Source organism: Klebsiella sp. AqSCr (assembly GCF_008452795.1).
Lineage (GTDB): Bacteria > Pseudomonadota > Gammaproteobacteria > Enterobacterales > Enterobacteriaceae > Klebsiella > Klebsiella pneumoniae.
Genome location: NZ_MJDM01000005.1, coordinates 581,808 through 598,242, shown reverse-complemented (window position 1 = coordinate 598,242; position 16,435 = coordinate 581,808). Strand labels below are relative to the sequence as shown.

Genomic DNA, 16,435 nt, shown 5'->3' with positions numbered 1-16,435 from the left:
GGCTGGCGGCGGAGCAGCGGAAACGGCCGCTCGTCGCGCGATTCGCCATCCCGCGGGAAAGCGGCTAGAATGGCCTCCTCGCAGGAGGTTATAAGAATGTTAAATAATGGATGTGTACCCTCGCAATCTGGTCCCACAGAGGTGACGGCTGATTTTCGTTTTACCCGCGTGATGGCCGAGCAGGCGGCGCGGGCGCGTCTGACGCTGGACGACGATCAGCTGTCACTCATCGCCCGCCTTGACGCCCTCGGTCAGCAGTTGGTGTCCACGACAGGCAGCCCGCAGGGGGTATACGTCTGGGGACGTACCGGGCGAGGGAAAAGCTTTATCCTCGACCACTTTTTCGCCAGCCTGCCGCTCGCCGCCAGGCGGCGGGTCCATTTTCATCACTTCTTCCGCGAACTGCACCAGCGGCTGAATGCCCCCGGAGCGCCCGACCTGCAAACGGTGATGAGGCAGATGACATCCGGTTGCCGCCTGCTATGCTTCGACGAATTTCATCTGCACGACCCCGGCGACGCCATGCTGATTAAAGCCTTGCTGGAACACCTCTTTCAACACGGTATCGTGCTGCTGGCCACCTCAAACTACCCACCGGAGATGCTGCTGCCCAATCCGCTATATCACGATCGCTTTTTACCGTCGATCGCGCTGATCCGCGCCCATCTAACGGTGGTGGCGCTGAACGGCGAGGAGGATTATCGCGAACGGCATCTGAGCCAGGATAACGCCTTCTGCAGCGGGCGGATGTGGGTTAATCCGAATGCACAACAGCGTCAGCTGTATGACCTGCAGTCGCTGCCTGGCGAACCGGTTTCGCTGACGGTAGGCTATCGCACGCTGCTGGCGGCCGCGGCGTCGCCCGCGTTGCTGCACTTCACCTTTACCCAGCTTTGTCAGGCCGCCACGGCGGTGATGGACTATCTGACGCTCTGCGAAAGCTATGCCGTCTGGCTACTGGACGAGGTGCCGCCATTGGCTACGGTGGGGCCGGCGGCCCAGCAGCGCTTTATCAATGTGATTGATGTGCTGTATGAAAAGCAGATCCGCCTGCTGCTGGTGACCCGCTGCGACCTGGAGACGCTGGTGGCAGGGGTGGAACTGGAGGATATTCAACGAACGCGGAGTCGCCTGCAACAGCTGCCGCGGGCGGTATAAGAAAAACGCCCCGGCGGGAGCCGGGGCGAGAGGATTACAGATCGAAGCGGTCGAGGTTCATCACCTTGGTCCAGGCGGCAACGAAGTCATGCACCAGCTTCTGCTGCCCGTCGGCGCAGGCGTACACTTCCGCCAGGGCGCGCAGTACCGAGTTGGAGCCAAACACCAGATCCACGCGGGTGGCGCTGTACTTCGCTTCGCCGGTTTTACGGTCGCTGCCGGTAAACAGCTCCGCGTTATCATCGGCCGCTTTCCAGACGGTAGCCATATCAAGCAGATTAACGAAGAAGTCATTGCTGAGCACGCCGACGCGGTCGGTAAACACCCCGTGTTTGCTGCCGTCGTAGTTCGCGCCCAGTACGCGCAAGCCACCGACCAGCACGGTCATTTCCGGGGCGGTTAGCGTCAGCTGCTGCGCTTTATCGATCAGCAGGGTTTCCGTCGAGACACCGCCTTCGATACGGCGATAGTTGCGGAAGCCATCCGCCAGCGGCTGCAGCAGATCAAACGACTCGACGTCGGTCTGCTCAGGCAGAGCGTCGACGCGGCCTGGGGTAAACGGCACATTGACGCTGACGCCGGCGGCAGCGGCCGCCTGCTCAACGCCGACCACGCCGGCCAGCACGATAATATCGGCCAGCGACGCTTTGCCGGAGGCGCGCTGGATCGCCTGCAGGGTCGGCAGCACCCGGCTGGCGATGGCGTTAACCGGCCAGTCTTTCTGCGGGGCCAGCGCCAGACGCGCGCCGTTAGCGCCGCCGCGTTTATCGCCGCCGCGGAAGGTGGAGGCGGACGCCCAGGCGACCGAGACCAGCTCACTGACCGACAGGCCGGCGCCGGCGATGGCGCTTTTCAGGCTGGCGATATCTTCCGCGCTCGGCTGATGGGTCGCTGCCGGCAGCGGATCCTGCCAAATCAGATCTTCTTTCGGCACTTCCGGCCCGAGGTAACGGGATTTTGGCCCCATATCACGGTGGGTCAGCTTGAACCACGCCCGGGCGAACGCCTCGTTAAAGGCCTGCGGATCGTTGAGGAAGCGACGGGAGATTTTTTCAAACTCCGGGTCGAAGCGCAGGGTCAGGTCGGTGACCAGCATGGTCGGTTTGCGCTTTTTCTCCGGGTTAAACGGATCCGGGATAATCTCCGGCGCGTCTTTGGCTTCGAACTGGATCGCGCCAGCCGGGCTGCGGGTCTGCACCCATTCGTATTTGAACAGGTTTTCGAAAAAGTAGTTGCTCCACTGGGTGGGCGTCTGCGTCCAGACCACTTCCAGACCGGAGGTGATGGCGTCCGCGCCTGCGCCGCTGCCGTAGCTGGAGTGCCAGCCCAGACCCTGCGCTTCCAGCGGCGCGGCTTCCGGCTCGGCGCCGACGTGGCTGGTTTCTGCGGCGCCGTGGGTTTTGCCCAGCGTATGGCCGCCGGCGATCAGCGCGACGATCTCTTCATCGTCCATCGCCATATTGCCGAAGGTGGCGCGAATGGCCGCCGCGGCGGACAGCGGCTCGCCGCTGGCGTTCGGACCTTCCGGGTTGACATAAATCAGACCCATTTCGGTGGCGCCGATGGCCTGTTTCGCCAGGCTTTCCGGATGACGGTGGGCCAGCCACTCTTTCTCATCGCCCCAGTCGACGTCGAGATCCGGTTCCCAGACGTCTTCGCGACCGGCGCCAAAGCCAAAGGTGCGGAAGCCGGCGTTTTCCAGAGCGACGTTACCAGCCAGCATGTAAAGGTCGGCCCAGGAGATTTTCTGGCCATATTTCTGTTTCACCGGCCACAGCAGACGGCGGGCCTTATCGAGGCTGACGTTGTCAGGCCAGGAGTTCAGTGGGGCAAAGCGCTGCTGTCCACGACCTGCGCCGCCGCGACCGTCAACGGTGCGGTAGGTGCCGGCGCCGTGCCAGGCCATACGAATAAACAAGCCAATATAGCTACCCCAGTCTGCCGGCCACCACTCTTGCGAATCGGTCAGCAGCGCTCTGAGATCAGCCTTCAGCGCGGAGTAATCGAGCTTTTTAAACTCTTCCCTGTAGTTAAAATTCTCACCCAACGGGTTGGAGCGATTGGAGTGCTGGTTTAACAGATCGACACGCAGCTGGTTCGGCCACCAGTCGCGGTTGGCGGTGCCGCTGCCGGCGCTCTGTTTTGGCGTCTCGGCGTGGAAAGGGCACTTCCCGGCGGATGCATTGTTGGATGGGTCGTTAGACGTGCTCATATCAGGCTCCGTTTGCTTTTGTGAATGCCGTTACGATATACACTGCTACCAATAAGCGATATTTGAATGAATCTACGGATTTAATAGCTATTTCCGTTCAATGAAGGGTTAGGCAACCTCCTGGTGGGACCGTGTCGGCCTGGAGATTGAGATTAACCTCATTAGTAACCATAGCCGTAACGAGGCGGCAAAGGAAACGATCCGCGTCAAGCTGGGCGAAGGAATGCTAATTGTTTGAGATATGACAAGTTTTACTACGAAACTCGCATTAGCGCTGCCAGTAGGGCGGCGATCCAAACACGTCGGCAAAATAGTCAATCACTGTCCGCACGTTGAGAGAGGGATGGCGGGTATAAGGATAAATCGCCGCGATATACGATGGCGTGTGGCTGATGGCCGCCGAATAGCGATCCATCAGCGTGACTAATGTCCCGTTGTGCAGCGCTTCGCTGACCATCCAGTCGGGAAATAACACGATCCCCATCCCGCCGATGGCTGAAGTGAGCAGGGCATCGGCATTGTTCGAGGTCATGAGCGGGGTCAACGGATAGTGCACCCATGCCTCTTCGCGCTGGCGAAACAGCCAGCGGTTGGCTCCCTGCGAACCGCCATACACCAGCGTGCGATGTTGATGCAATGCCTCCGGCGAAGTCGGGCTGCCGTACCGTGAAACATACTCCGGGGAGGCGGTCAGGTAATAGCGCTGGCTGCCAAACACTCTGGCGTGATAGCCCGCGTCCGGCAGGCTGCTGATGCGAAAAAGGATATCCGTCGCATCGCGATGGGGATCGATAAAATCGTCGGTCAGCATCAGGTCAAACTGCAGTTTGGGATGCCGGGCCGCCAGTTCCGGAAGCCAGGGGGCGATATGCCGCTGACCAAAATAGACCGGCGCATTGATCCGCACCAGTCCGCCGGGGACCTGTGCCCGATCCTGTAACGCCCGTTGCGCGTCGGCGTACTGTCCCAGCAGTTCCCGGGCGGACGCTGCGAAAAGGCGTCCTGCTTCGGTCGGTACCACGGCACGGGTGTTGCGGTAGAACAGCTGCTGCCCGAGGGCATCTTCCAGCTGCTGGATGGTTCGCGAGATCAACGAGGGAGAGACCCCTTCGCGGCGGGCCACTACGGAAAAACTCTGGTTATCGTAAACCGCGATGAAAAGCTGAAGGGCGCGAAAATCGACGCTGCTGGCATCGGCCATCTGTGCAATTCCTGCAATAGTGTTTTCTGCATTATACCGTTTATCGCATCAGCACGCTGTTTTATCCTCAGCCGCCTGTTGTACAGAGGAGGCGCAGTAATGGCGTTATTATTCATTTTATTAGTGATTGCCGGCGGCATGGGATTATCGGTCGAGGCCGGCCTGCTGGGGCCGCTGGCGAGCCAGGTGGGGGATCTGTGGGCAACCATGAGCATCTTTGGGATTGGCGCAGTGTTAACCTTTTTTCTGATGCTCTTTTTCAGCCCGCGTAGCAGCCCGTCGTTCTTTTCTCTGCCCGGCTGGCAACTCACCGGTGGTCTGTTGGGGGCGGGGTACGTGGTGATCTTGACCGTGGCGACGCCGGTGATTGGTATTGCCATGACCATGATCGGCATCCTGGCGGGTCAGGTGGCGAAAAGCCTGGCGATCGACCATTACGGGTTATTCGGCAGCCCACGGCGCAAAATCGATCCGCGGCGCGCCATGGCGCTGATGTTGATTATGGCGGCGTTACTGCTGGTGGCTCTGGGTTAAGGAGGGGAAATGGATACGATAGTGATCATTCTGGCACTGTGCGGCGGCGCATTGCTTAGCGTCCAGGCGGCGATAAATGGCCGTCTTGGCAGCCAGGTGGGGGTGCTGCGCAGCGCCTTTTTAACCTTCGCCACCGGCGCGCTGGTGACGGGATTGCTGATCCTGTTTTTTGCTCCAGCGACGTCGGTAAACCTGCTACAGGTGCCTAAGTGGCAGCTGCTGGGCGCTTTTTGCGGCGTGCCCTACATCGTCATTATGGTGCTGGCGGTGCAGCGGATAGGCACCGCTACGGCTACCGTGGCGGTGATCTTTGGCCAGCTGACGATGAGCCTGCTGATCGACAACTTTGGCTGGCTGGGCAATAGCACGATGGCGTTCTCGCCGGCGCGACTGGCGGCGGTGATATGTCTGGCCCTCGCGCTGTACTTAATCTACACCTCAGGGAAGTCGGCTACCTCCCACGAGGCGGCCCGCGCAGAACAGTGAGCTGCGCCGACGCGTCGGGCATCGTGAATATAGCCTGACGCGTCACGGGCAAGGTTAAGAATAACGATCCCTCTAACATGCTGAAACATTTCTGCCAGATCATTAGCAACCTTTCAGTAGGGCTGGCGCTGCGATAAGGCTATGCTTCCCGGCCGTTACGCCGTTGGCTTTTCCAGTGATTCAGGTGATGTACCGCTAATGCCCCTTTTGAGAGATGAAATTCGCGACCACTCCGCGGAAGAGATGCTGTTTATCCGCCGGGCCGCAATTGCTTTTCTGCTGGTGGTGGTCTGCTTTGGCGTGCTGATCGTTAACCTCTACCATCTGCAGGTGGAGCAGCACGATTTTTACCAGACCCGGTCAAACCAGAACGACATCAAAATGCTGCCCATCGCCCCCAGCCGCGGGCTGATATTCGATCGCAACGGCATTCCGCTGGTGCAGAATATCACCCTGTATCGCCTGCAGGTGATCCCGAGCAAAATTCCCGATATGGCCGCGCTGTTGCAGCAGCTGACGCCTATCGTCGACCTGACGCCGGACGACATCGCCAGCTTTCGCGACGATATGCACCACACCAGCCGCTACAAAGCGGTCACCCTCAAGTCAGACCTCAGCGATGTGGAGGTGGCCCGCTTCGCGGTCAACGAATTCCGTTTCCCCGGCGTGACGGTGGAGAGCTACCAACAACGGGAATACCCCTACGGCGCAGAGCTGGCGCACGTGGTGGGCTATGTGTCGAAAATCAACGACAGCGATCTGCAGCGGCTGGCGAAAAACGGCGAAGAGGAGAACTACGCCGCCGACCGCAATATCGGTAAGCAGGGCATCGAGGGCTATTATGAAAAAGCGCTCCATGGCACCACCGGCTATCAGGAAGTGGAGGTGGATAACCACGGCCGGGTGGTGCGTCTACTGAAAGAGGTGCCGCCGGTGGCCGGAAAAAACCTCTATCTGACTCTCGACCTTCATCTCCAGCAGTATATTGAGTCGGTGCTGAAGGGACAGCGGGCGGCGGTGGTGGTGGTCGACCCGCGGGATGGCGGCGTGCTGGCGATGGTCTCCAGTCCCAGCTACGATCCTAATCCGTTCGTCAAAGGTATCGGCTATCAGGCCTATAAATCGCTGCTGGAGAATCCGGACCGGCCGCTGATCAACCGCGTCACCCAGGGGCTATATCCTCCGGCTTCGACGGTCAAACCCTATATGGCGCTGTCGGCGCTCTCCGCTGGGGTCATCACCCCGAACACCACCTTCTTCGGGGCGCCGACGTGGACGCTGCCGGGCACGCAACGCCGCTACCGCGACTGGCTGAAAACCGGCCACGGCATGCTCAACGTGACTAAAGCCATCGAAGAGTCAGCGGATACCTTTTTCTATCAGGTCGCCTTCGAGATGGGCATTGACCGGATCCATGAATGGCTGAGCAAGTTCGGCTACGGCCAGTCCACCGGCATCGACCTTAATGAGGAGTACGCCGGGGTGCTGCCCAGCCGGGAGTGGAAACAGCGGGTGCATAAAAAGCCCTGGTATCAGGGGGACACCATCTCGGTCGGCATCGGCCAGGGGTACTGGATCGCCACCCCGATCCAGATGGTGAAGGCGCTTACCACTCTGCTGAACAATGGTAAAGTACAGGATCCGCATCTGCTCTATTCGATGAAGCAGGGCAACCATGTGGAACGTTATCAGCAGCCGGCGAACCTGCCGCAGGTGGGTGACCCGAAATCCCCGTACTGGGGCATTGTGCGCAACGGCATGTATGGGATGGCGAATCAGCCCAACGGCACCGGCTATAAGCTGTTTCATACTGCGCCGTATCAGATCGCGGCGAAGTCCGGGACCTCGCAGGTCTTTAGCCTGAAGCAAAACCAGACCTATAACGCCAAAATGATCCCGGTGCGTCTGCGCGACCATATCTTCTACACCCTGTTTGCCCCTTATCAGCATCCGAAGGTGGCGATGGCGCTGATTCTGGAGAACGGTGGCGGGGATGGGGTGGTAGCCGGACCGACGGCGCGCGCCATCCTGGACCATATTTTTGTCCCGCAGCAGGCATCTTCGGCGGCAGCCGATGTGCCGCAGCGTGATAGCGCCGATGCCCAGTAAGCGACAGGACTTATTCCGCAGGCGCATCGTCCATAGTAATTGGTTATTTGTCCCATCGTCTTCCCAGCGGCATAGTGTTTTACGGAAACATGACCCGGAGCGAGGAGGAAAGGTGACACGTAACCGATTACTGCTGGTCCAGACCGGCACGCCGCCGACGGCCATTCGCCAGGCGCATGGCGATCTGCCGCGCTGGTTTCGCACGCTGCTGGCGCCGTGGCAGACGCAGCTCACCACGGTGCGGGTGTTTGAAGATGTACCGCTGCCGACGCCGGATAACCAAACCTTAGCGGTGCTAACCGGCTCGTGGGCGATGGTAACCGATCGTCTGGCGTGGAGCGAACGGACCGCCGACTGGATCCGGCAGGCGGTGGCTATCGACATGCCGCTGTTCGGCGTTTGTTATGGTCATCAGCTGATGGCCCATGCCCTGGGGGGCGAGGTGGCGTATCATCCTGGCGGGCGGGAAAGCGGCAGCCAAACCATTACGCTGTCGCCATGGGGTGTCGATGATCCGCTGCTGAGCGGCCTGCCGGCTACATTCCCCGCGCATCTGAGCCATTTGCAAACCGTGACTCGTCTGCCGGAAGGGGCCACGGTGCTGGCCGCGTCCTCCCACGATCCCCACCAGATTGTGCGCTATGGGCCGCACGCGGTCTCTACGCAATTTCACCCGGAATTTACCGCGCCGATAGCCCGTTCGCTGATCCGCCACCGGGAGGCGGTGCTGCAGGCGGAAGGTATTGACGCGCAGCGGTTACACGACGAGGTGCAGGAGAGCCCGCAGGGCGCGGCGATCCTTACGCGCTTCGTCAGCGCCTTTCTGACCCCTTATGCCCCCGGCCATTAATCCCCTGTCGTGAACAGCACCTGCCAGCGGCGACGCCGGCGGGTCATTTCGCGTGCCAGATCGGCCACCTCTGCAACGCGCAGCGCGTCAACCGCCTGCGGCGTTAGCTCTGGTAATCCATACTCCTGACGCAGGGCGGACAGCGCCCGCGCCTCTGGCGGCCTGCTGGCGCGGATCTGAGCGGCCAGGCGCTGCTGTAGCGGTCTGAAGGTCGCCTCATCCATGGGGGCCAGCTGGCGCAGAAAGTCTTTACCACAGCGCAGCAATTCCCCGGCGCGGCGATCCGGGGACTGGAGCGCCATCAGCAGCCCGTCGCGATCGGCGACCCGCTGATAGCGGCAGCTCACCACATAGCCAATCTGCTGCTCCACCCGCAGGCGCTGGAAAAATAGCGGCTCACAATGCTGCGCCAGCAGCCGCAGGGCCGCCAGCGAGGCGCCATCCGGCAGCGGAATGAAGACCAGCAGCGCCGTATCGCCTCCCGGATAAACCAGACGTTCGACGCCGCGGCGGCAGGGTGCCGGAGCGGGCATCGGCGGATTAACCGGGGCGGTAATCAGGCTCAGCTGACTCGCTACCCACTGCGCATCTTCTGCGCTGCCGCCGGCCAGGGCCGCCAGCCAACCTTTCTGATGCCCGGATGTACCCAGCCGTTCGGGGAGTTGAGCCATGAGATGACGGATAGCGATACTTTCCGGCGGTGGGGTCAGCGAGGCGACCGGGAGCGCGAGCTGCCGCAGGATGGCCTGCAGGATCGCTTCCGGCCGTCGGCCTGGCTCCGGCAGCTGGAGGGTCAACTGCCAGCTGCCGTCGAACAGATGCCACTCGCCGTGTCCCCCGGCATGGCGCAGGGCGGCAAGCAGTGGGCGCAGCTGTTCCCCACGCGCCAGTCCTTCGGCCTGATCGGGCGAGTAGTAGAAGGGCGGTCGCAGCAGGAGCCTCGGCGGCTCTTCCGGTAACGGGAGATGGAGCAGCGGCGCGGCTTTCTCCGGGCATTTGGCAACGAGATCGCCAGCGGCCTGCGGATAGAAAGCGAACGCCAGCGCCGGGTCAGACTCAGGGCGGCGGCGCCAGCGGCTAAGCGGCAGGCTAAAGCCCTGGGTGGCAACAGGCTCCCATGGGGAAACGGTTTGACAGGCCAGGCTGACCGACGGGGCGGCCTGCAGGGCGGCGCAAAAATCGGCGAACCCGGCGGGCGGCGCGCCGGGGGCAAAGCCGAATGCCCGCTGGCGCAGCTGATCGAGAGGCGACAGCGCCTGAAAGCGGCGGCGGGATAGCTGATAGTAGTGTTGCTGCTGCTCAGGCGTCGTTTGCTGTAGCGCCTGCAGCCAGTGGGTTATCTGCCGGTCGACCTCTTCCGGCCGGTCGCTGGCGAAGACCAGCGCCAGCCAGCCGAGGTGCCGATCCTGATACAGCCAGTTCAGCGCCACATCCCCGGCCAGCCGGCGCTGGCGCAGGCTGGCCATCAGGCTGCCGGGGGCTTCATCCAGCAAAAACTCGCGCAGTAACGTGACGTTGTCACTTAAAGCGATCAGCGGGCAGCGCCACAGCGCGGGCTGGCTGGAGACCGCCAGCTGCAGTGCAGTGAACTCGCCCAGGCGCAGCGGCGGCGCCGGCGGCGGCGCCTCGCCTGCGGCAAGCCCGGCGGCGAAACGGGCCGCCAGCTCGCCGAGCGCCTCCAGCGACTGCGGCCCCTGCAGCCAGAGCTGCATTCGCCGGGCGACGTAATGGGTGCGGTGAAAATCGCCTAAGGCGGCCTGCAGCGCAGCGAGATCGCCCGCCAGCGCGTCGGCGCTGCCTACCTGAAAGCGGCGAAACGCCGGGGGCGCGCTGGCGGCGTGGCGCACCGCGGCTTCCCGGCGCGATGGCTCATGCTGCTGGATCAGGCGGTACTCGGCGTCAATCACCGCCACTTCGCGCTGAATATCTTCCCTGAGCAGCAGCGGGGCCTGCAGCATCTCCTGTAGACGCGCGACACCATCAGCCAGAGCATCGGCGGCAACCTCGAAAAAGAACGCGCTATGGCGAGCCAGGGTGGTGGCATTCACGCTTCCGCCCTGGCGCTGCACCCAGCCCATCAGTCGGTCATCATCCTGGTAGCGCTCTCCGCCGTAAAACAGCAGATGTTCCAGCAGGTGCGCCAGCCCAGGGAAGCGCGACGGTTCGTGGTGGCTGCCGGCGGCGACCCGCGCCAGGGCAGCCGCGCGATCCGCCTGCGGCTGATGGACCAGGGTGGCCTGCAGGCCGCCCGGCAAAGTGACGGTGCGGGTCGCCAGCGTCATTACAGGTCCCGGGTTTGGTAGATCAGCTGCGAGCGGGTACGGTTGCGGAACTGCAGCTGGCTGACTTTTATGTCGCTGCAGGCCGCTTCGCGCCGGGCCTCGAGGATTTTGTGATGATGCGGGGATTTGCTGCACACCGGGTCGGCGTTATCGGCGCTGCCGGTCAGCATAAAGGCCTGGCAGCGGCAGCCGCCGAAGTCCTTCTCTTTTTCATCACAGGAGCGGCACGGCTCCGGCATCCAGTCATACCCGCGGTAGCGATTGAAGCCGAATGAGTCATACCAGATCGATTCCAGACTCTGCTCCAGCACCGACGGAAACGCCACCGGCAGCTGGCGCGCGCTGTGGCAAGGCAGGGCGGTGCCTTCCGGGGTGACGCTGAGGAAAATCGATCCCCAGCCGCCCATGCAGCCTTTCGGCCGCTCTTCGTAATAGTCCGGGGTGACGAACAGCAGGTTGGTGAGGTTGCCGCTGGCGGCCATTTTCTGCCGGTAGTCAGCGACCACCTGCTCGGCGCGGGCGATCTGTTCCCGGGTCGGCAGCAGCCCTTCGCGATTAAGAAACGCCCACCCGTAGAACTGGCAGGTGGCCAGCTCAACGTCATCGGCTTCCAGCTCAATGCACAGCTCGATAATTTTATCGAGCTGGTCGATGTTGTGCCGGTGGAGAACGAAGTTGAGCACCATCGGGTAGTCGCGCGCTTTCACGGCTTTGGCCATGGCCAGCTTCTGCTGGAAGGCTTTTTTGTTGCCGGCCAGCGCGGCGTTGAGCACTTCATCGCTGGCCTGGAAGCTAATCTGGATATGGTCCAGCCCGGCCTCGCTGAAGGCGTCCAGTTTGCTCTCCGTCAGCCCTATCCCGGAGGTGATCAGGTTGGTATAGAACCCGAGGTCGCGCGCGGCGCGGATCAGCTCCGGCAGATCTTTACGGGTCAGCGGCTCGCCGCCGGAAAAGCCCAGCTGAACGCTGCCCATCGCCCGCGCCTGGCGAAAGACCTCGATCCATTGTTCGGTGGTCAGCTCCTTATCCTGCCGGGCGAAGTCCAGCGGATTGGAACAGTAGGGACACTGCAGCGGGCAGCGGTAGGTCAGCTCCGCCAGCAGCCACAGTGGCGGATTGACGGTGGGTTTACTCTGGCTCACGGCAGGTGATCCACTTCTGTTGACAGGCGATCTGCAGGAACTCGATGACGTCGTCATCGACGCCGCCGGCTTCCGGGAAACGTTCATTAAGCATGGCGATAATCGCCGCGACGTCGCGCCGGCCATCGACCAGCTCGAGGATCGCCGCGGCGGTCTCATTGAGTTTGGCCATACCCTCCGGATAGAGGATCACATGGCTCTCCTGGGCGGCTTCCCACTGCAGTCGGTAGCCGCGACGAAAGGCAACGATGGACGTTTTCTGCATGATTACACCAGTCGGGTCGTGTGCCAGGCCGCCTTGTCGGTGACCGTGTGATAGGGCGGGCGCTGCAGGGCATAGGCCATGGTCATGGCATCGAGCATCGACCACAGAATGTCGAGCTTAAACTGCAGGATCTCCAGCATCCGGTTCTGTTTTTCAGCGCTGTCGCAGTAGGCCTTCGCCAGCGCCAGGCCATGCTCAACGTCGCGATTGGCCTGGCTCAGACGACTGCGGAAGTAAAAGTAGCCTTCCTCTTTGATCCATGGATAGTGCTGCGGCCAGCTGTCGAGGCGCGACTGATGGATCTGCGGGGCGAACAGCTCGGTCAGGGAGCTGCAGGACGCCTCCTGCCAGCAGGCGCGACGAGCGAAATTGAGATAGGCATCCACTGCGAAGCGCACGCCGGGCAGCACGTGACGCTCGCTGAGCAGATCGTCGCGGCTCAAACCGACCGCTTCCCCCAGCCGCAGCCAGGCTTCAATCCCGCCGTCCTCGCCGTGGCTGCCGTCGTGGTCGAGGATCCGCTGCACCCATTTGCGCCGGGTTTGCGCATCCGGGCAGTTGGCCATAATCGCCGCGTCTTTCAGCGGAATAGTGGTCTGGTAATAAAACCGGTTCGCCACCCAACCCTGAATTTGCTCGCGGGTCGCGTCGCCGTTATGCATGGCGATGTGGTAAGGGTGGTGAATATGGTAGAAGGCGCCTTTAGCCCGCAGAGCCTCTTCAAAGGCCTGCGGCGACAGCGTGTCAGTGATCAGCATGCGGTATCCTGAAGGGTGATTGCCATCCCGTCCCAGCTCACTTCGATCCCCTGTTGCGTTAGCGCCTGGCGCTGGGGAGACTGCTCGTTAAGGATCGGGTTGGTGTTATTAATATGAATGAGAATTTTGCGTTTTGCCGGCAGGGAGGCCAGCAGGGCCATCATCCCGTGCTCGTCGCCGAGCGCCAGGTGGCCCATATCGCGCCCGGTATTGCGCCCGACGCCGGCGGCCTGCAGCTCGTCATCCTGCCAGACGGTGCCATCGATCAGCAGACAGTCCGCTTTTTGCAGCCACGGCAGAAGGGTTTCATCCGGCTCACCCAGCCCCGGGGCATAGAACAGCGTCTGCCCGTTGCGGCGATTTTTGATAAACAGCGCCACGTTATGACCCGGCAGCGGCCGGTCGCGATACGGCGAATAGGGCGGCGCGTTGCTGGCGATAGGCACCGCGGTAAACTGCAAATCAGGACAGGCGTCAACGGTAAAAGGCTGCTGCGGAGCGATGGGATGATGCACCAGGCCGCCGTTCCAGTGCCGCAGCATGGTAAACACCGGGAAGCCGGTGGAGAGATCCTCATGAACCTCCGGGGTGCACCAGACCTGATGTGGGCAGCCTTCCCGCAGGCTCAGCAACCCGGTGGTGTGGTCGATCTGACTGTCGGTGAGAATAATGCCGCCGATATGTGTTCCGCGCAGTACGCCGGCTTTATTTAACTCGGGGGTATGGGCAATCTGCTGGCTGATATCCGGCGAGGCGTTGCACAGCACCCACTCTTTACCGTTGTCGCTGACGATAATTGACGACTGGGTGCGGGGGGCAGCCTGAATGGTGCCATCGCGCAGACCCTGACAGTTGGCGCAGTTGCAGTTCCATTGCGGGAAACCGCCGCCGGCGGCGGAACCGAGGACTTTAATGAACATGAAGACGGACCGGGTAATGAATGAAGGTGCCCGCGCGAACGGCGGGCGGGGCGATTAACGGTTAGAAATGTACAGCGTCACTTCCAGACCGAGACGTAAATCGATAAAAGCAGGTTTCTTCCACATGTTTTGTTCCTCTTAAAAATGACTACAGGCCTCACGGATAATGGTGGATCTGTGACGGCTGCCGCATATTGCGCTTCACCGGGAGAGAGATCAACCCGGAATCTGTAAGGAATTAACTTTATGTTTACAATATAACCTATTGTTGCCAAACATTTTTTAATACCCGTAGCCAGTTACGCCACAGCAGCTTATCCAGCACCAATTGATCATAGCCGCTAGCGCGCAACGTATTAATAAGCCGCGGTAAGCCGGCCACATCGCCCAGCTCGTCCGGCAGGGTGATGCCGTCAAAATCCGAGCCAAGGGCCACATGATCCTCACCCATTATGTTAATAAGATAGTCGATATGCCGGACAATGGTGGTTAAGGGCGTGTCGCTATCGCGCCGGCCGTCGGCGCGCAGGAAAGCATTGCCGAAATTGACGCCCACCACGCCGCCGCTGTCGCGGATCGCCCGCAGTTGCTGGTCGGTCAGATTGCGCGGCTGCGGGCACAGGGCGTGGGCATTGGAGTGGGTGGCCACCAGCGGTGACGTTGAGTGATGGGCGGTATCCCAGAACGCTTTTTCATTCATATGAGACACGTCCATCTGCATCTTCAAGGCATTGACCTGCTTAATCAGATCGATACCTGCCGCTGTCAGTCCAGGCCCAGTGTCCGGGCTACCGGGAAACGAACCGTTAACGCCGCTGCCGAAGCGGTTCGCCATATTCCAGAACGGACCAATGCTGCGGACCCCGGCGGCATAAAAGGCCTGCAGGTCGCGGCCCTCGCCATCAAAACCTCCGGCACCCTCAATATGCGCCACCATCGCCAGTACCTTATCCTCGCGGCAGCGCTCGATATCCGCCGCGCTCAGACACAATCTCAAGCGTCCAGCGGAGTGCGCGATAAGTTGCTTCAGGATGGCCAGTTGCTGCCAGAGGATATCGATCGGATCCCATCGTTGGCTGGCGTATTGCGGCGTCATACGGGCAATATATTCCTGCGGTGGCACGAATAGCGCGAATAGCCCGCCGGCAAATCCGCCTTGCAGCATGCGCGGATAGTCGAGATGGCCGTTCTCAATCCCGGCAAAGAAGGCGCTCACCGGATCCTCGCGATGGTGAAGCCAGAGATTCAGCAGCAGGTCATTGTGACCATCAAAAATCGCCATAGCGGGTTCCTGCGTTCTTAAGTGGTGAAAAATGCCTGCCACGGTAACGGATTTATCTCCCGGGGCAAGCATAAATTCACATGCCCGCAACAATTGCCAACCTCGACTTTGTATCACACTGTATCTCGCGGCGCAGCGCTGACATTAAGAGATAAAAATGGCCCCGGTCGGGCACATGGCGGATACAAATTTCCGTTTTACTGGTCACGTACTCTCTTGATGACGATAAAAGGTGAGAAAACGATGAACAGATTATCCCTAGTCCGCTATACCAGCGCCGTGGCGCTGGGGTTATCCACCCTGTGGTCCGCCGCCGTTTGCGCCGCTGAAGACGCGGGGGCGTTCGACAAGATCCAGCAGATCCGCGCCGGCGACCTGAATATTGGCTACGTGGATATCGGCCCACGCGACGGCCAGCCGGTGATCCTGCTGCACGGCTGGCCCTACGACATTCAGAGCTATGCCCAGGTGGCGCCGGCTCTAGCGCAGAAGGGTTACCGGGTGATCGTGCCGTATCTGCGTGGCTACGGCACGACCCGTTTCCTCTCCGCCAGCACGCCGCGTAACGGTCAGCCGTCGGCGATGGCGGCCGATATTGTCCATCTGATGGACGCCCTTAACATCAGGCAGGCGGATCTGGCCGGTTTTGACTGGGGCGCGCGCACGGCGGATATCGTCGCCGCGCTGTGGCCGCAGCGGGTGAAATCCCTGGTCTCGGTGAGCGGGTATCTGATCAGCAGTCAGCAGATTGGCGAAAAACCGCTGCCGCCGCAGGCTGAGCTGTCGTGGTGGTATCAATTCTATTTTGCCACCCCGCGTGGGGAGGCCGGTTACCGGCAAAACACCCACGACTTTGCGAAATTTATCTGGCATCAGGCGTCGCCGCAGTGGCAATTCAGCGATGCGACCTTTGCCAAAACCGCCCGGGCTCTGGATAACCCGGACCATGTGGCGATCACCATCAGCAACTACCGCTGGCGCCTGGGGCTGGAGAAAGGGGAAGCGAAGTATGCCGGCTATGAACAACGGCTGGCGGCGCTACCGCCGATAACCGTGCCCACCATCACCCTGGAAGGGGCGAATAACGGCGCGCCGCATCCGGCTCCCGCCAGCTACCGTGCCAAATTTACCGGTAAATATGAGCACCGGGATCTGCCGGGAGCGGTGGGCCATAACCCGCCGCAGGAGGATCCGACGGCGTTTGTGCAGGCGGTGGTGGACGCCGATCGTTTGTAA

The 16,435-nt window shown here is 61.3% G+C and carries 15 protein-coding genes; 6 read left to right on the top strand and 9 right to left on the bottom strand.

Annotation, left to right across the window (positions count from 1 at the left end):
• Nucleotides 1-96 precede the first annotated feature (96 nt).
• Complete coding sequence (gene zapE / locus BHE81_RS06765; RefSeq protein ID WP_023282625.1) at nucleotides 97-1,158, top strand: cell division protein ZapE; 1,062 nt, start codon at nucleotides 97-99, stop codon at nucleotides 1,156-1,158.
• 34 nt (nucleotides 1,159-1,192) lie between these two features.
• Here the strand turns inward: zapE and katG are convergent, their stop codons facing one another.
• Both katG and BHE81_RS06755 read right to left on the bottom strand, forming a co-directional pair.
• The gene (gene katG / locus BHE81_RS06760) at nucleotides 1,193-3,370 is read right to left on the bottom strand and encodes a catalase/peroxidase HPI (protein WP_004180028.1); all 2,178 of its coding nucleotides are present in this window, start codon (nucleotides 3,368-3,370) and stop codon (nucleotides 1,193-1,195) included.
• A 268-nt stretch (nucleotides 3,371-3,638) separates the two neighbouring features.
• The gene (locus tag BHE81_RS06755) at nucleotides 3,639-4,571 is read right to left on the bottom strand and encodes a LysR family transcriptional regulator (RefSeq protein ID WP_004184162.1); all 933 of its coding nucleotides are present in this window, start codon (nucleotides 4,569-4,571) and stop codon (nucleotides 3,639-3,641) included.
• A 99-nt stretch (nucleotides 4,572-4,670) separates the two neighbouring features.
• Between BHE81_RS06755 and BHE81_RS06750 the strand changes: the two genes are divergently transcribed.
• From BHE81_RS06750 to BHE81_RS06735, 4 genes are all read left to right on the top strand, one after another.
• The gene (locus tag BHE81_RS06750; protein ID WP_002905764.1) at nucleotides 4,671-5,105 is read left to right on the top strand and encodes a DMT family transporter; all 435 of its coding nucleotides are present in this window, start codon (nucleotides 4,671-4,673) and stop codon (nucleotides 5,103-5,105) included.
• Between the two features lie 9 nt (nucleotides 5,106-5,114).
• Entirely contained in the window at nucleotides 5,115-5,591 is a 477-nt protein-coding gene (locus tag BHE81_RS06745; protein WP_004143692.1) for a DMT family transporter, read from the top strand.
• Nucleotides 5,592-5,789: 198 nt separating this feature from the next.
• Nucleotides 5,790-7,700: a penicillin-binding protein 2 gene (mrdA, locus tag BHE81_RS06740; RefSeq protein WP_002905759.1), complete on the top strand. Its 1,911-nt coding sequence runs from the start codon at nucleotides 5,790-5,792 to the stop codon at nucleotides 7,698-7,700.
• Nucleotides 7,701-7,812: 112 nt separating this feature from the next.
• A complete protein-coding gene (locus BHE81_RS06735; RefSeq protein ID WP_110246690.1) occupies nucleotides 7,813-8,550 on the top strand; it encodes a glutamine amidotransferase in 738 nt (245 codons plus the stop codon).
• On the opposite strand, the gene pqqF is transcribed toward BHE81_RS06735, so the two are convergent.
• The 7 genes from pqqF to BHE81_RS06700 form a co-directional block, all read right to left on the bottom strand.
• Nucleotides 8,547-10,832, bottom strand: coding sequence for a pyrroloquinoline quinone biosynthesis protein PqqF (gene pqqF / locus BHE81_RS06730; protein WP_032413723.1), 2,286 nt, complete (start codon nucleotides 10,830-10,832; stop codon nucleotides 8,547-8,549). The two genes, BHE81_RS06735 and pqqF, sit on opposite strands and share 4 nt — an antisense overlap.
• Complete coding sequence (gene pqqE / locus BHE81_RS06725) at nucleotides 10,832-11,974, bottom strand: pyrroloquinoline quinone biosynthesis protein PqqE (RefSeq protein ID WP_004184158.1); 1,143 nt, start codon at nucleotides 11,972-11,974, stop codon at nucleotides 10,832-10,834. The genes pqqF and pqqE overlap by 1 nt, the downstream gene beginning before the upstream one ends.
• Complete coding sequence (pqqD, locus tag BHE81_RS06720) at nucleotides 11,961-12,239, bottom strand: pyrroloquinoline quinone biosynthesis peptide chaperone PqqD (protein ID WP_004143686.1); 279 nt, start codon at nucleotides 12,237-12,239, stop codon at nucleotides 11,961-11,963. The genes pqqE and pqqD overlap by 14 nt, the downstream gene beginning before the upstream one ends.
• 2 nt (nucleotides 12,240-12,241) lie before the next feature.
• Nucleotides 12,242-12,997 (bottom strand): pyrroloquinoline-quinone synthase PqqC, encoded by a 756-nt coding sequence (pqqC, locus tag BHE81_RS06715; RefSeq protein WP_110246688.1) that lies wholly within the window; start codon nucleotides 12,995-12,997, stop codon nucleotides 12,242-12,244.
• On the bottom strand, nucleotides 12,991-13,917 hold the full coding sequence (gene pqqB, locus BHE81_RS06710) for a pyrroloquinoline quinone biosynthesis protein PqqB (protein WP_073841956.1): 927 nt from the start codon (nucleotides 13,915-13,917) through the stop codon (nucleotides 12,991-12,993). The genes pqqC and pqqB overlap by 7 nt, the downstream gene beginning before the upstream one ends.
• A 54-nt stretch (nucleotides 13,918-13,971) precedes the next feature.
• Nucleotides 13,972-14,043, bottom strand: coding sequence for a pyrroloquinoline quinone precursor peptide PqqA (gene pqqA / locus BHE81_RS06705; protein WP_002905689.1), 72 nt, complete (start codon nucleotides 14,041-14,043; stop codon nucleotides 13,972-13,974).
• A 136-nt stretch (nucleotides 14,044-14,179) separates the two neighbouring features.
• Nucleotides 14,180-15,199, bottom strand: coding sequence for a dipeptidase (locus BHE81_RS06700; protein ID WP_023342791.1), 1,020 nt, complete (start codon nucleotides 15,197-15,199; stop codon nucleotides 14,180-14,182).
• 243 nt (nucleotides 15,200-15,442) lie between these two features.
• Here BHE81_RS06700 and BHE81_RS06695 point away from each other — a divergent pair, with 243 nt between their 5' ends.
• Nucleotides 15,443-16,435, top strand: a complete 993-nt coding sequence (locus BHE81_RS06695) for an alpha/beta fold hydrolase (RefSeq protein WP_004189934.1) — start codon at nucleotides 15,443-15,445, stop codon at nucleotides 16,433-16,435.

Coding starts and splice junctions, on each gene's coding strand:
- zapE (WP_023282625.1), top strand. CDS start 97: ATGTTAAATAATGGATGTGTACCCTCGCAATCTGGTCCCACAGAGGTG.
- katG (WP_004180028.1), bottom strand. CDS start 3,370: ATGAGCACGTCTAACGACCCATCCAACAATGCATCCGCCGGGAAGTGC.
- BHE81_RS06755 (WP_004184162.1), bottom strand. CDS start 4,571: ATGGCCGATGCCAGCAGCGTCGATTTTCGCGCCCTTCAGCTTTTCATC.
- BHE81_RS06750 (WP_002905764.1), top strand. CDS start 4,671: ATGGCGTTATTATTCATTTTATTAGTGATTGCCGGCGGCATGGGATTA.
- BHE81_RS06745 (WP_004143692.1), top strand. CDS start 5,115: ATGGATACGATAGTGATCATTCTGGCACTGTGCGGCGGCGCATTGCTT.
- mrdA (WP_002905759.1), top strand. CDS start 5,790: ATGCCCCTTTTGAGAGATGAAATTCGCGACCACTCCGCGGAAGAGATG.
- pqqF (WP_032413723.1), bottom strand. CDS start 10,832: ATGACGCTGGCGACCCGCACCGTCACTTTGCCGGGCGGCCTGCAGGCC.
- pqqD (WP_004143686.1), bottom strand. CDS start 12,239: ATGCAGAAAACGTCCATCGTTGCCTTTCGTCGCGGCTACCGACTGCAG.
- pqqC (WP_110246688.1), bottom strand. CDS start 12,997: ATGCTGATCACTGACACGCTGTCGCCGCAGGCCTTTGAAGAGGCTCTG.
- pqqB (WP_073841956.1), bottom strand. CDS start 13,917: ATGTTCATTAAAGTCCTCGGTTCCGCCGCCGGCGGCGGTTTCCCGCAA.
- BHE81_RS06700 (WP_023342791.1), bottom strand. CDS start 15,199: ATGGCGATTTTTGATGGTCACAATGACCTGCTGCTGAATCTCTGGCTT.
- BHE81_RS06695 (WP_004189934.1), top strand. CDS start 15,443: ATGAACAGATTATCCCTAGTCCGCTATACCAGCGCCGTGGCGCTGGGG.